The sequence below is a fragment of the Arthrobacter sp. AFG20 genome, from assembly GCF_002892795.1.
Lineage (GTDB): Bacteria > Actinomycetota > Actinomycetes > Actinomycetales > Micrococcaceae > Arthrobacter.
Genome location: NZ_PJMC01000031.1, coordinates 19,276 through 31,905, shown reverse-complemented (window position 1 = coordinate 31,905; position 12,630 = coordinate 19,276). Strand labels below are relative to the sequence as shown.

Sequence of the window (12,630 nt, the reverse complement as noted above, 5' to 3'; positions counted from 1 at the left end):
GTAGTGCTGGCCTGCAGCACCGCGGGGCCGCTCACCGCGGGGCACCCGTTTGCTCCGGCTGGTGCTCAGGCACCGGTAAAGATCCTTACGCAACTCGCCTCGGCCCTGGACATAGAGGCTCTGATAGATCGTTTCGTGGCTGACCTGCATGCTCTCATCGTGACCGAAGGTCTCCTCCAGAACCAAGGACACCAGCTTCGGGGACCAGCCATCATCCATAGCGTCCTCGACGTATTTGGCCAGATCCGGATTCTGAAGCCTGAAAGCCTTGGGCCGCCGGGCACGCTGATGGGTACGAATCTGTGCCACATCGGCCTGATACGTCCCGTCAGCGCACCGGTTCCGGCGGATTTCCCGCCACACTACCGACCTGTTCCTGCCGATCTCCCGGGCGATCGCTGCGACCTTGGCCCCCTCGCGGACCCGGATCATGATCACCGCCCGGTCCACCAGATCAAGCCGGTTGGATCCCGGCCGGACAGCCGGCACCGGGCCGGCCTCAACGCCACCCTCAACACCCATACGCATCAGCATGCCGCCAGTCTTACCCAGCCACCGCTGCGTATTGCTGCGCCACACCCCGACCCGGGCAGAGGCTTCCTTCACCGACACCCCCTGCCGGAGCAGTGAAAAGAACTCATCCTTCAGCGCATCGGGCGCCCGATAACCACTCGGCATGGCAACCTCCAGAAATCAGATGTTGCAACGACCGTATGATTCTGCGAGCTCCGGAAGGGCGATAAGTGACCCCGCGTTGCTGTCGCGTGGACTGAGAGGTGGCCCGGCGGGATTACCCGAAGCGGCCGGAGACGTAGTCCTCGGTGGCGTTCTGGCTCGGGTTGTTGAAGATGGTGCTGGTTTCGGCGAACTCGATGAGCTTGCCCGGCTTGCCGGTGCCGGCGATGTTGAAGAACGCCGTCTTGTCCGAGACGCGGGCCGCCTGCTGCATGTTGTGGGTGACGATCACCACGGTGTACTGGTCCTTGAGCTCGTTGATGAGATCCTCAACGGCCAGGGTTGAGATCGGGTCCAGGGCGGAACACGGCTCATCCATGAGGATCACCTGTGGCTCCACGGCAATGGCACGGGCGATGCAGAGACGCTGCTGCTGGCCGCCGGACAGCCCCGAGCCCGGCTTCTCCAGGCGGTCCTTGACCTCGTTCCAGAGGTTGGCGCCCCTGAGCGAGCGCTCCACCAGGGCATCGGCCTCGCCTTTGGAGATCTTCTGGTTGTTCAGTTTCACGCCGGCCAGGACGTTGTCCCGGATGGACATCGTCGGGAACGGGTTGGGCCGCTGGAACACCATGCCGATCTGGGAGCGCACCGTGACCGGGTCCACGCCGGGTCCGTACAGGTTGTCGCCGTCGAGCAGGACTTCACCCTCGACCCGGGCACCGGGCAGCACCTCGTGCATGCGGTTGAGCGTGCGCAGGAAGGTGGACTTGCCGCAGCCCGAGGGGCCGATGAAAGCCGTGACGGACTTGGCCTCGATGTTGATGCTGACGTCTTCCACGGCCAGGAAATTGCCGTAGTACACGTTCAGGTCTTTGACGTCGATGCGCTTGGACATGATGTTCCTTAACTTGCTGGTATGAAATGAAGTCTAGATCCCGGCTTCTCGAGCCGAAATAGGATCCTGCATGGCCGGTCCTGCATGGCCAGTCCGGCCTAGCGGCCCGCCTTCGGTGCGAAGACCCGGGCAATCAGGCGGGCGCCGAGGTTGAGCAGCATCACCAAGATGATGAGGACCAGGGCCGCACCCCATGCCCGCTGCGACGACGGGTCGGGGTTGGACGGCGAGGTGGGGTTCAGGATCTGCGTGTAGATGAACGTGGGCAGTGACGCCATCCACCCGCCGAACACGTTGTTGTTGATGCTCGTGGCGAACCCGGCGGTCACCAGGATGGGGGCGGTCTCGCCGATGACCCGGGCGATCGCCAGCGTGACGCCGGACGCAATGCCGGAGATCGCCGTCGGAATGACCACTTTGAGGATGGTCCGCCACTTGCGGACGCCCAGGGCGTACGCTGCCTCGCGGAGCTCGTTGGGCACGATCTTCAGCATTTCCTCGCTGGAGCGGACCACTACCGGGATCATCAGCACGGACAGTGCGACGGCGGCGACGGCGCCGGTTTTTGTGCCGGGACCCACTACGGCGAAGAAGAACGCGGCAGCGAAGAGGCCGGCAACGATGGACGGGATGCCGGTCATGACGTCCACGAAGAACGTGATGGCGCGGGCCAGCGGCCGATCGTTGCCGTACTCGACGAGGTAGATGGCCGTCAGCAGGCCCACCGGAACTGAGATGACGGTGGCCAGCAGGGTGATCTGCAGTGTGCCGATAAGGGCGTGGTAGATGCCGCCGACGACCGGCCCGGTGCCTTCTGCCGCCCGGTTGTCGAACACGCCGGTGACGCCGTTCATCGACGTTCCCAGGAAGCCAGGGTTGAGCAGGCCCGGGATGCCGTTGACCATGACGGTCCAGATGACGGAGATCAGCGGCAGCAATGCCACCAGGAAGGCGCCCACCACCAGGCAGGTGGCCAGCTTGTCCTTGGCCTTGCGCGACCCTTCAACGGCGGCGCTCCAGCCGACGAGTCCTGCAGCGAACAGGATGGCGGAGACCACTCCCCAGCCGAAGGCATTGAATCCGATCAGGGCAAGGATGGCAGCCCCGAGGACCAGCGCGACGCCCAGGACCACGTAAGGGGCGTACTTGGGCAACTGGCCCTTCGTCAGGGCTGACCGCTTGCGGACCGGGGTCGGGGTGGAGGTCATTTAGTTGGCTCCCGAGAATTCTTTGTGCCGGCTGATGATCCACCGGGCGATCATGTTGACGGCGAGGGTGATCACGAACAGGACCAGGCCCGCGGCGATCAGGGTGCTCACCTTGAGGCCACTGGCCTCGGGGAAGTTCAGTGCGATCTCGGCGGCGATGGTCTGGTTTCCGGACTGGATCAGGCTGGCGGTGAGTGCGCCGGAGGACAGCACGAGCGCCACGGCCATGGTTTCGCCCAGGGCCCGGCCGAGGCCCAGCATGACGGCGCTGATGATGCCCGGTCGGGCGAAGGGCAGCACCGACATCTTGATCATCTCCCAGCGCGTGGCGCCCAGTGCGAGGGCTGCTTCCTCGTGCAGCTTGGGGGTCTGGAGGAAGATCTCGCGGGACAGCGACGTAATGATGGGGATCACCATGACGGACAGCACGATGCCTGCGGTCAGGATGGTTTTGCCGGTGGCGGAGGCTGGTCCCTGGAAGATGGGCAGCCAGCCCATGTTCGCGGCGAGCCAGCCGTACGCGGGCGAAATCTGGGGGGCCAGGAAGGCCGCGCCCCAGGCACCGTAAACCACGGAGGGGATCGCGGCGAGCAGGTCAATGACGTAGCCGAGGCCGGACGCGAGGCCGCGAGGGGCGAAGTGCGAGATGAAGAGGGCCACTCCGATGGACACCGGCGTGGCGATGGCCAGGGCGATGATGGCGGCAATGAGGGTGCCGATGACGATCGGCCAGATGTAGGCGAAGAAGCCCTCGCCGCCCTGGATGTCCGCGGCGGGGGCGGTGAAGGCGGGAATCGCCTGGATGACGAGGAAGAGTGCCACGCCGAACAGCACGGCAAGGATGAGGCAGCCTGCCGCGAGGGCCGCTCCGGAGAAGACTTTGTCCCCGGCGCGGCCGGCGCCTCGGGAACTGGTCAGGGAGGTGGTGGTCATACCCGGCCCTTCGGTGTTGGTGGTGCGTCAGGGAAGTGGATCGTGCTGTAGCCGCGCTTTACACGGCTAAGTTCCCCGCCCTGCCTGGCGGCTGGGCGGGGAACCTCGGCGAACAGGACAGTAGTTACGACTTGACCTTGATGGATTCGATGGCCTTGGCGGCCTTCTCCGCCAGGGTGGCGGAGATCGGAGCCGACTTGGCGGATTCAGCGGCAGCCTTCTGGCCCTCTTCGGAAACTACGTAGGTCTCGAAAGCCTTGACCAGGTCCACGGTTTCCTGCTTGTCGTAGGTGGAGCAGACGAGGTGGTAGGAAACCAGGACCACCGGGTAGGCGCCGGCCTCGGTGGTGGTCCGGTCAAGCTTGATGGCACCATCGGTCGCGGCGCGGCCTTCAACAGGCTTGCCGGCGTCGACTGCCTTGGAGGCGGCTTCCGGGGAGATCTTGACGAACTCGGAACCGACCTTGATCTGGGCAATGCCCAGCTTGCCGCCAACGGCGGAGTCGTCGGCGTAGGCCACGGCGCCCGGGGTGTCGGTGACGGTCTTGACGACGCCGGACGTGCCCTTGGCGTTCTCGCCCTTGAGCGATGCAGGCCAGATGCCCTCCGCCTTGTCCTTCCAGACATCGGGAGCCGCAGCGGAGAGGTACTCGGTGAAGTTCTTGGTGGTGCCGGAGTCGTCAGAGCGGCTCACCGGGGTGACGGCAAGGTCGGGGAGCTTGGCGTCCGGGTTCAGGGCCACAATGGCGGGGTCGTTCCACTTGGCGATCTCGCCACGGAAGATTTTGGCCGTGGTGGGGGCGTCCAGCTTCAGCTCGGTGATGTCCGGCAGATTGAAGGCAATGGCGATCGGCGAGATGTAGACGGGGATCTCGATGGCACCCTCGGGGCCGCACACCTTCTTGGCCGCGGCCAGTTCCTCGTCCTTCAGGTAGGCGTCGGACCCGGCGAACTGCGCCGAACCGTCGACGATGGCCTTGCGCCCGGCGCCGGAGCCGTCCGGGGAGTACTGCACGGTGGCGCCCTGGTTTGCGGAGGCGAAGTTGGTCTTCCACACGTCCATGGCCGCGCCCTGCGCGGAGGAGCCGATGCCGGTCAGGGTGCCGGTGACCTTGGCGCCGGCGGCGGAGGCGCTGCCTGCCGGTGCGGTGTTCGTGGCGTTGTCTGAACCGCAGGCGGTGAGCGCGAGTGCGCCAGCGGTGATGACAGCGATTGCCGCGTGGCGGCCGAAGCGGAGTGCCTTCACTGGGTGTGCCCCTTCCAGGGTTTCTGATGCGGTGCGGACCGGAGACGTCCGAACGTGCGATGCGTACTTTTTGTACCTTCAATGAAGGTATGGGCCGCAGGTAACAAGTTTTGGGGTCAGAGGTGAACGCAGGGTTAACGACGGCGGGCCATTGGCTTACAGATACTGGGTTGCCATTGCGTTAGCTGCGGCACAGCCGTAGTGGACCCGCCACATTGTCAACAGGGATAACATCGGCCCCACGTGGCACGATGGGCATCATGGAAACTTCAGGGCCGCTGGACGCGCGGCTGTTGGGCGAGGGGCCGCCGTCGGATTCCGACGTGGACCTGTACCGCAGGCTGAGTTCGGACATCACCGCCAGCGTCGGCGTAGTTTCCACGCGGCTGCGGAGCAGGGACTACGCCGCCACGGTCAGCGGCTTCCTCTCGGTTTCCTACGACCCGCCCACCATGCTGGTCAGCTTGTACGCGGAATCCCGCATTGGCGAAGCGGTGGAGGAAGCGGGCACCTGGGCCCTGAGCGTGCTGTCCGGCAAGCACCAGGGCACGGCGACGTGGCTGGCGAGTCCGGGGACGCCCCTGCACGGACTGCTCGCGCAGGTGCCTTTCCGGCGCGGGCCGGCCACAGGATCGGCCATCATCGATGACTGCCTCGCCTATTTCGAGCTGCGCACCGTTTCGGTCCATTCAGCTGCCACCCACCTGCTTGTTGTGGGCGAGGTGGTGGCCATGGGTAGTGGGGCGGAACCCTCCGAGGCTCCGGACCCGCTGGTGCATTTCGGCTCGGAGTTCCGCCGACTGGCACCGTAGCGGGGCCGGCGGCTTAAAGCAGGGTGCGCCCGGCCGGAAATACCGGACGGACGCACTTGGGTGGACCTGCTACTCGAGGTGGACCGGCTGTGCCGGCCGGGCTTCGGAAGCAGGCTGCCGGCTCCGGAAGAACCACGCCAGCAGCACCGTCCCCAGCACAGCGATGGCGGTGGAGACCATCGCCAGTCCCGGAACCGCGGGCAGGACAAGAAAGACGACGGCGGCCGCCACGGCCAGGGCGATGACGGTGGTCCGCGGCTGCTTCATGGAGACGATGGCCTGGACCAGCACGGCGCCGAGGACCGCGGGCAGGACGTACAGCCGGGTGACATTCATGGCGGCAGGCGGGATGACGCTGATGAGCCAGCTTCCCAGCAGCCCCACGAAGACGGCCAGTGAGGCCAGGTGGACCGCGGCCGCACCACAGATGGCCACGACAGATGCCAACTGCCCGCGGCGGGTTCCGGGCTTGGCACCGATGTTGGTCTGCGCGATCAGGGCGGCGGGCAGGAGCTTGTTGGAGATGTTGCCGATCATGAAGGCCTGGTACATGGCGGCCGGACCGAGGATGGGGTAATACGTCAGCGGCTCGACGATCCAGATGATCCCGAACGTGGCGGCGACGGCGGCGAAGGCGATCCAGAGCTGCGCCGGCGCGATGTCCAGCCCACCGGCGAAGACGAGGTACAGGGGGCCGGCGAGGGAGACCAGCAGGCCGGCGATCATCGTTGCCCTTCCCCAGCGCGAGGTGGTGCGGTCAAACTCGGCCATGGCTTGGTCCGTGGCGGCTGGTGCGGTGCTAGTGGCTGTCATACCTGGTTTCCTGTCCTGTTATGTCTGGTTCGGGGTGGGTGCGGGCCGGTCCGGTTCGGGCAGTGGCTGGTGCGACGGTCAGCTGCCGGACGCGAGAAGTGCGGCGCCAAGGGCGGCGACGATCGACATGCCCAGGCCCCACTCCCGGAGCCAGCTCTTGCCGAGCGTCTTGGCCAGCAGCAGGGAAAGTGCCATCACGGCGGCTGAGACCGCGAAGGTGACCACGTGGGTGCCGGATTTTGGCAGCTCGGTGAAGCCCAGGCACGCGAAGGCTCCTATGAGGGCGGCTGCGGGGACGACGGCCATGGCCGCCGGGTTGATCGCGCGGACCTTTGCGTCGCCGCGGCGGAGCAGCGGGGTGAGGATCAGCGTGGCGATCATCCACATTGCTCCGCCAATGCTCATGGCAAAGAAGGCCACCGCAAAGACGCTTTGGGTGTAGCTTTCGTCGCCCAGCTTGGCTCCGAGGGTGCCGGCCGCGATGCCTGCAGCCGAGACGTCGTAGGCTGCGGAACCGATCAATCCGATCCTGGACAGCACGGCGGGCGCACCGAAGAGTGCCAGCAGCGCGATCGCCACCAGTGCGACGGCGAGTGAAGGGCCGATCGCGGAGACGGCCCCGGACCGGAACGACGTCCTAATGTCCCCTGGTGTCATCTGCACCGAGGGGGCTGCCCGGCGCACGGCACGGAGGAAGATCAGCGACTGGACCACGATGACGCCGAAGACGCCGGCAACACAGAGCCAGAGGACGGGGGCGTTGGCGATTGCAAGAATGTCCGCGGAGCCGTTGGGGGCCATCGGTGTGTGCATGGGAGCCTCCTGGTTAGGGCCCGCTGGGGGCCGGTGATGCTGATGCCGCGGGCAGGACCGCTGCGCCGCGGAATCGTGACCTCCGACCGGATCGGCCAGCAGGTTAGGAATACTGTCCGGGACGCTGGTTCCGGACGGCAAGGGATGGCGGAATCGGCCACAATTCTGGCCGGATCAGTCGTACTGCGGTTTGATCCGCGGATGCCTTCCGCTCCCGCTTCGGGTACTCCACACTTCAGGGAAGTACAACCCCTGACTACAACAGCCGCCCGAAGGAGCACCCATGTCTGACGCCATCAGCGAACTGTCCGCCGTCGAGCTCACCGCCGCCATCAGGAACAGGGAAATCTCGGCCCGGGAGGCCCTCGACTGCCATCTCGAACGCATTGCCGAGGTAAATCCAAGGCTCAACGCAGTGGTGACCCTCGACGCCGAGGGCGCCGCGAAGCTGGCAGCGCGTGCCGACGAGCTCACGGCCTCCGGCGCCGAACTGCCGCCCCTGCACGGCCTCCCCCTGACGCACAAGGACACCAATAACACCGCGGGCATGCGCACCACCCAGGGCTCGGTGGTGTTGAAAGACTTCGTGCCGGTCGAGGATGACCTGATCATCGCCCGGCTCAAGGCTGCCGGCGTGGTCAGCACGGGAAAGACGAACGTTCCCGAGTTCGGGGCAGGCTCCCACACGTTCAACGACCTCTTCGGTACCACCACTAATCCATATGCGCCGGCCCTCAGCGCCGGCGGAAGCAGCGGTGGGGTCGCCGCCGTCGTGGGTTCGCGCGTGCAGCCAATGGGTGACGGCAGCGACATGGGCGGCTCGCTGCGGATCCCCGCGTCCTTCTGCAACATCGTCGGATTCCGGCCGTCCCAGGCCGTCATTCCGATGCCGTCCGATATCAACGCCTGGTCCTGGCTGGGGCGGACCGGCCCGATGGCGCGCACTGTGGAGGACATCGCACTGTTCATGTCCGTCACCGCCGGACGGGATCCGCGCGTGCCCCACCCGCAGGTGGTTGATCCGGCCGAATTCAGGGCCGGGCTTGAGACCGACATGCGCGGGGTTCGGATCGGCTGGTCACGGGACTTTGGTATCGGTGTTCCGGTGGAACCGGAAATCACTGACCACCTGGAACGCCAGCTCGCCGTGTTTGAGGAACTGGGAGCAGTGGTGGAGGAGGCGTGCCCGGATTTCAGCGAGGCGGATCTGGTGTTCGGCAACACCCGCGCATTGGATTTCGCGGCCGGCCTGGGCGGGCTGGTCGCCCAATCAGGCGATCTCATCAAGCCGGAGGTGCGGTGGAACGTCGGCAAGGGCCAAGCCCTCACCGCTGAGGACATGATGGCCACCAACGCCGCCCGTACCCGGCTTGAATACAGCGTCCAAGGCTTCTTCAGGCGCTACGACATCTTTGCGAGCCCGTGCGCGCAGGTGCTGCCGTTCGATGCGTCCCTGCGCTACCCGCAGGAGGTAGCCGGTGTCCCTTCCGAAACCTATCTGGACTGGATGCGGTCGGCCTGTCTGCTGTCCGCCACCGGTCTGCCCGTGCTGGGCCTGCCCGCCGGGTTCAGCGGCTCCGGCCTGCCCATCGGGCTGCAACTGGCCTCCAATCACTACACCGACGTGCAGCTGCTGCGCTGGGCGAGGGCGTTCGAGCAGCAGACCCGGTACGCTGCGGTTGCGCCGGACCTGACATGCCTCAGCGAGCCCGCATGACACGCCCGCCACGTTTGCGCGCATCCAGCAGCACGGACACGTCCACCCCGGCGGCCTGCGCCGCCCAGTCGGAGGCCGTGATCAGGCGGTAAAGGGACGGCAGATCGGGCACGGTCACGTCGGCCACGATCTGGTAGCCACCGGCAAGCGCTGCTGCATAGCGCACGGCGGGCAGCTCGGCCAGGCTCTTGCCCAACTGCTCCACCTGGTGCGGCGCGGCCCTGATCCACAGCAGTGCCTCGACGGCGAGCCCCAACGCGGCCGGTTCCACCACCACGCGCGGCTGGACCTGGTTGTTGGCGAGCAGCCATTCGCAACGCCGACGGGCTGTAGCTTCCGAGACCCCGACGCGCCGGGCCAGCGCTTCGAAACTGATCCGCCCGTCCGCACAGAGAGCTTCCACGAGCTCGGTATCCTGGCGGTTCAGCGTTTGCCGGACTGCGAATACGCCCACGTCCGCAGCAACCGGCGAGCGCAGGGCATCGGCCTGTTCCGCCGTGAGCATCTCCGGCCGCCAACCCTGGATGGTCCGGAAGTACCGCAGCACCGGATAGCTCACGGAGTGCCGCAGCCCGATTGTGGACGGCAGTTCGTCGGAGAGGATATCCCCCATCCGGTCCGGGTCCGTCAGGATCTCGGCCACGCAGTCGCCACTGCCGGTGACCGTATAAACGAACGTGGTGTCGGAGCGCTGCGCGAGGGATTGCGCAGCAGCACGTGCCGTGCCCGGAGTGCAGCGCATTTCCACGAGCATCGACGCCGGATGCGGCCGCACGGCCGCGATGGCGACGGCGCCGGATTCCAGGAGCTGTGCCCCGCGGCGGGCAACGGTGCGCTCCGCCTCACCGAGGACGGCGGCCATTTTGCGCCAGGGGCAGCGGGGATCCAGCTGCAACGCAGCCACAATCTGGCGCTCCAGTGAATCGAGCAGGATCATCCGCACTCCATCGTCCGCAAACTGGCCTTCCGGTAGGGCTCCATTTCAGCATGGAACGTGCGGCTCCCCGCTCATGGAGCTCTGACGGCTGCAGCCCGGGGGACGGAGCGAAGGCGGGCGAGCAGCGTCGCGGCAAGGAACGCCGTCGTAATTTCCAGGACGACGATGGCCAGCAGGCCTTCGGTCCCAGCAGCACCAGACGCCGCCGCTCCGGAATGGGAGTGGCCCAGCGAGCCACTCCCGGAAAGGCCGGGAGCGCCCAGCAGCAGGACGGCGTGCAATGCAGTCATGGCCAGGGCGCAGCCCATCACCTGGCGCAGGGCACTCTCCCGGCCGCCGCGCCACAGGTGCACGGCGCACGGCAGGCAAACCCCGACCATCGCGAGCATCATGACGTTCAGCCACGGGCCGTGGTGGTTTCCGGCCACAAGCCACAGGTGCACCACGCAGGACGCCGCGGTGACGGCCGAAACCGTTCGGGAGTGCAGCTGCAGTGCGGTCACGGCGTGAACCTAGCCGTGGCAGTGGCTGCCGGATGCACCGTCGCCTGAAACCTGTACAGGGGAAGCCTGCTCGGCGGCAGCGTGGCAGTGGGAGCCGGTCTGGCTGGAGTTGGCCGGGACGTCCAGGACAGGGCTGCGGTCGAAGAAGCCTTCGGGGCGAAGCTTGAACCCGACGGTGTCCACCGGCATGATGGGCCAGTCCTCCACGCGCGGGAAGTGGGTCAGGCCGAAGGTGTGCCACACGACGATGTCCTGGCCATCGATGTCGCGGTCCTGGGCGATGTAGGAGGGCAGGCCCGCGCCGCCGGAGTGCTGGTTGACGAAGTCGCCGGTCGGGTAGCGCTCGTCCTCGGCGTAGCGGGTGACCCACAGGTCCTTGGTTGCAAAGGCGGCCCGCCGGGCAATGGAGGACTCGGGGTCTGCCATCAGCGTGGGCTGGTTGTGGGAGTGCAGCTTGTAGCCCACCGGCTCGCCCAGGCGGTTGCGCGAGTCCGGGTTGGAGATGATCCACGTCCGGCCGGTCCGGGCGTCACCCTCGCGGACAGCTTCGGACTCGCGGGTCAGCACGGTGCGCTTCCGGGAGAACGCGTTGCCGCGCTCGTTGCCCGGGCCCATGGCCTGGCGGACCACATCCTCTTCCTCCACCCTGTTGGTGAAGCCGTCGATGGCCATGTCCAGGCGGGCGCTGAAGATGTGCTGGTGGAACGGGGCACCGAGCCCCGGTGCCAGCTGGGAGATGTTGTCCGAGCCGCCTTCCGGGAACGCTGACGTGAAGACGACGCCGGTGGCTTTGGCTTCGAATTCGATGGTGCCGTCGAGGTAGAGGTACCAGTAGAAGCCGTAGTCGTAGTTGCCGATGGTGGTGAAGAAGGAGATCACCATGCGGCGGTTCCGGCGGGTGTAGTTGATGCCGGACCAGAGGTCGCTGTGCTTGGCCAGGATGCCCCAGTCCTCCTCGTGCATGCAGATGCCGTTGCGGATCTCGCGGGGGTTGCCGAAGGCGTCGCTGATGACCGGGCTGAGGTAGGTGATGTCGCCGAGGCAGTCGCAGCCCAGTTCGAGGGAGTTGGCGAACTGGCCCACGAGGTACTCCCCCGTGTCGAAGTAGTTCTGCCAGGACCTGATCGGGGACGGATCACCGTACGGGACCACCATCTCGGCGATCGACGCGCGGTTGATGATGGGCCGGAGGCGGTCCCCGTCCCGGAAGGCGATGTTGTGCAGCACCACGCCCTCGCGGACGTCGAATCCAACGTCCAGGCTCCATTTCTCCCACTCGATGTGGTTGCCGCCGGTCACCGTGAAGCTGGGGCCTTCGGGCTGGGTGATGCTGATGGGCTTCTGGGTGGTGCGGAGCGGGCCCGTGAGCTCGGGATCGGTGTAGTTGCCGTGCTCTGCCGGGATGGGGAACACGCCGGTGTCGATCACTTGGGTGACTTCCTTGCTGACCACGTCCACGTAGGCCACCAGCCCGTCAACCGGGTGGGCCCAGGCGCTGTCCTCCGGAAACTCCTGCACGAAGGCGAGCCCGCGGAGGATCCGGCGGCCCTTCTCCTCCGCGTACTCGAAGACGCCGGCGGACAGCGGTGCAACGCGCACCTTGCTGACGTCCAGGTTCCGGGCGGCAAGGGCCTTCAGCCACCGCCCGTCAGTGGCCAGCAGCTGCTCCACCACCTCGAACTCCTCTTCCAGGACCGGCAGTTCGCCGGTGGCCCCGGTGTCGAGTTCGACGGCGGAGATCACCGTGCCGCTGGTGACCGAGACAGTGACGTCCTGAGGACGGCCGCCCGAAACATCGTGGATGAAGACCCGGAACCGCCGGTCTTCCGCCTCACTGCCGGCGCCCCGGGCAGGGTCAAGGAGGCCCAGGTAGGCGATGCGCTTCTCCGGACCAAGGAGACCCCCAGAGCGAAGAATGCCCTGCACCTCGCTGATTTCCGCGGCTGAGGCAAGGCGGGACGGGCTGGCTGTTTCTGTGATGGAGAGCGTCATAGCGGCCTTTGTCCGGGACCCTGGCGGGTCGGATTTTTATTTTCTATACTTGTAGAGAATAAGCGAACGTAAGATGGCTCACAAGA

At 66.4% G+C, this 12,630-nt stretch carries 11 protein-coding genes and 1 pseudogene; 2 read left to right on the top strand and 10 right to left on the bottom strand.

The window, feature by feature from the left end:
• The 5 genes and pseudogenes from CXZ05_RS22100 to pstS all read right to left on the bottom strand — a co-directional run.
• Nucleotides 1-486, bottom strand: a pseudogene (locus tag CXZ05_RS22100) (transposase); the annotation flags it as partial.
• 304 nt (nt 487-790) lie between these two features.
• Nucleotides 791-1,570, bottom strand: a complete 780-nt coding sequence (gene pstB / locus CXZ05_RS22095; RefSeq protein WP_102974598.1) for a phosphate ABC transporter ATP-binding protein PstB — start codon at nt 1,568-1,570, stop codon at nt 791-793.
• A gap of 98 nt (nt 1,571-1,668) precedes the next feature.
• The gene (gene pstA / locus CXZ05_RS22090; RefSeq protein WP_102974597.1) at nt 1,669-2,778 is read right to left on the bottom strand and encodes a phosphate ABC transporter permease PstA; all 1,110 of its coding nucleotides are present in this window, start codon (nt 2,776-2,778) and stop codon (nt 1,669-1,671) included.
• The gene (gene pstC / locus CXZ05_RS22085; protein WP_102974596.1) at nt 2,779-3,711 is read right to left on the bottom strand and encodes a phosphate ABC transporter permease subunit PstC; all 933 of its coding nucleotides are present in this window, start codon (nt 3,709-3,711) and stop codon (nt 2,779-2,781) included.
• Between the two features lie 124 nt (nt 3,712-3,835).
• Nucleotides 3,836-4,957: a phosphate ABC transporter substrate-binding protein PstS gene (pstS, locus tag CXZ05_RS22080; protein WP_102974595.1), complete on the bottom strand. Its 1,122-nt coding sequence runs from the start codon at nt 4,955-4,957 to the stop codon at nt 3,836-3,838.
• Nucleotides 4,958-5,217: 260 nt separating this feature from the next.
• Here pstS and CXZ05_RS22075 point away from each other — a divergent pair, with 260 nt between their 5' ends.
• Nucleotides 5,218-5,769 (top strand): flavin reductase family protein, encoded by a 552-nt coding sequence (locus CXZ05_RS22075; protein WP_102974601.1) that lies wholly within the window; start codon nt 5,218-5,220, stop codon nt 5,767-5,769.
• A gap of 69 nt (nt 5,770-5,838) precedes the next feature.
• Here CXZ05_RS22075 and CXZ05_RS22070 read toward each other — a convergent pair whose 3' ends face one another.
• Together CXZ05_RS22070 and CXZ05_RS22065 are read right to left on the bottom strand one after the other, a co-directional pair.
• Nucleotides 5,839-6,582, bottom strand: a complete 744-nt coding sequence (locus CXZ05_RS22070) for a hypothetical protein (protein ID WP_102974594.1) — start codon at nt 6,580-6,582, stop codon at nt 5,839-5,841.
• 78 nt (nt 6,583-6,660) lie between these two features.
• Nucleotides 6,661-7,395, bottom strand: a complete 735-nt coding sequence (locus CXZ05_RS22065) for a DUF5058 family protein (protein WP_102974593.1) — start codon at nt 7,393-7,395, stop codon at nt 6,661-6,663.
• Between the two features lie 283 nt (nt 7,396-7,678).
• Here CXZ05_RS22065 and CXZ05_RS22060 point away from each other — a divergent pair, with 283 nt between their 5' ends.
• Nucleotides 7,679-9,112 carry an amidase family protein gene (locus tag CXZ05_RS22060; RefSeq protein WP_102974592.1) on the top strand — a complete coding sequence of 478 codons (1,434 nt, stop codon included), beginning with the start codon at nt 7,679-7,681 and terminating at the stop codon, nt 9,110-9,112.
• Here the strand turns inward: CXZ05_RS22060 and CXZ05_RS22055 are convergent.
• The 3 genes from CXZ05_RS22055 to CXZ05_RS22045 all read right to left on the bottom strand — a co-directional run bounded on the left by CXZ05_RS22055 (nt 9,096) and on the right by CXZ05_RS22045 (nt 12,544).
• Nucleotides 9,096-10,049, bottom strand: coding sequence for an Lrp/AsnC family transcriptional regulator (locus CXZ05_RS22055; protein ID WP_102974591.1), 954 nt, complete (start codon nt 10,047-10,049; stop codon nt 9,096-9,098). The genes CXZ05_RS22060 and CXZ05_RS22055 overlap by 17 nt on opposite strands.
• 71 nt (nt 10,050-10,120) lie before the next feature.
• A complete protein-coding gene (locus CXZ05_RS22050) occupies nt 10,121-10,552 on the bottom strand; it encodes a hypothetical protein (protein ID WP_102974590.1) in 432 nt (143 codons plus the stop codon).
• Between the two features lie 9 nt (nt 10,553-10,561).
• Nucleotides 10,562-12,544: a primary-amine oxidase gene (locus CXZ05_RS22045; protein WP_102974589.1), complete on the bottom strand. Its 1,983-nt coding sequence runs from the start codon at nt 12,542-12,544 to the stop codon at nt 10,562-10,564.
• Nucleotides 12,545-12,630 lie beyond the last annotated feature (86 nt).

Coding starts and splice junctions, on each gene's coding strand:
- CXZ05_RS22075 (WP_102974601.1), top strand. CDS start 5,218: ATGGAAACTTCAGGGCCGCTGGACGCGCGGCTGTTGGGCGAGGGGCCG.
- CXZ05_RS22065 (WP_102974593.1), bottom strand. CDS start 7,395: ATGCACACACCGATGGCCCCCAACGGCTCCGCGGACATTCTTGCAATC.
- CXZ05_RS22070 (WP_102974594.1), bottom strand. CDS start 6,582: ATGACAGCCACTAGCACCGCACCAGCCGCCACGGACCAAGCCATGGCC.
- pstA (WP_102974597.1), bottom strand. CDS start 2,778: ATGACCTCCACCCCGACCCCGGTCCGCAAGCGGTCAGCCCTGACGAAG.
- CXZ05_RS22060 (WP_102974592.1), top strand. CDS start 7,679: ATGTCTGACGCCATCAGCGAACTGTCCGCCGTCGAGCTCACCGCCGCC.
- CXZ05_RS22045 (WP_102974589.1), bottom strand. CDS start 12,544: ATGACGCTCTCCATCACAGAAACAGCCAGCCCGTCCCGCCTTGCCTCA.
- pstB (WP_102974598.1), bottom strand. CDS start 1,570: ATGTCCAAGCGCATCGACGTCAAAGACCTGAACGTGTACTACGGCAAT.
- CXZ05_RS22055 (WP_102974591.1), bottom strand. CDS start 10,049: ATGATCCTGCTCGATTCACTGGAGCGCCAGATTGTGGCTGCGTTGCAG.
- pstC (WP_102974596.1), bottom strand. CDS start 3,711: ATGACCACCACCTCCCTGACCAGTTCCCGAGGCGCCGGCCGCGCCGGG.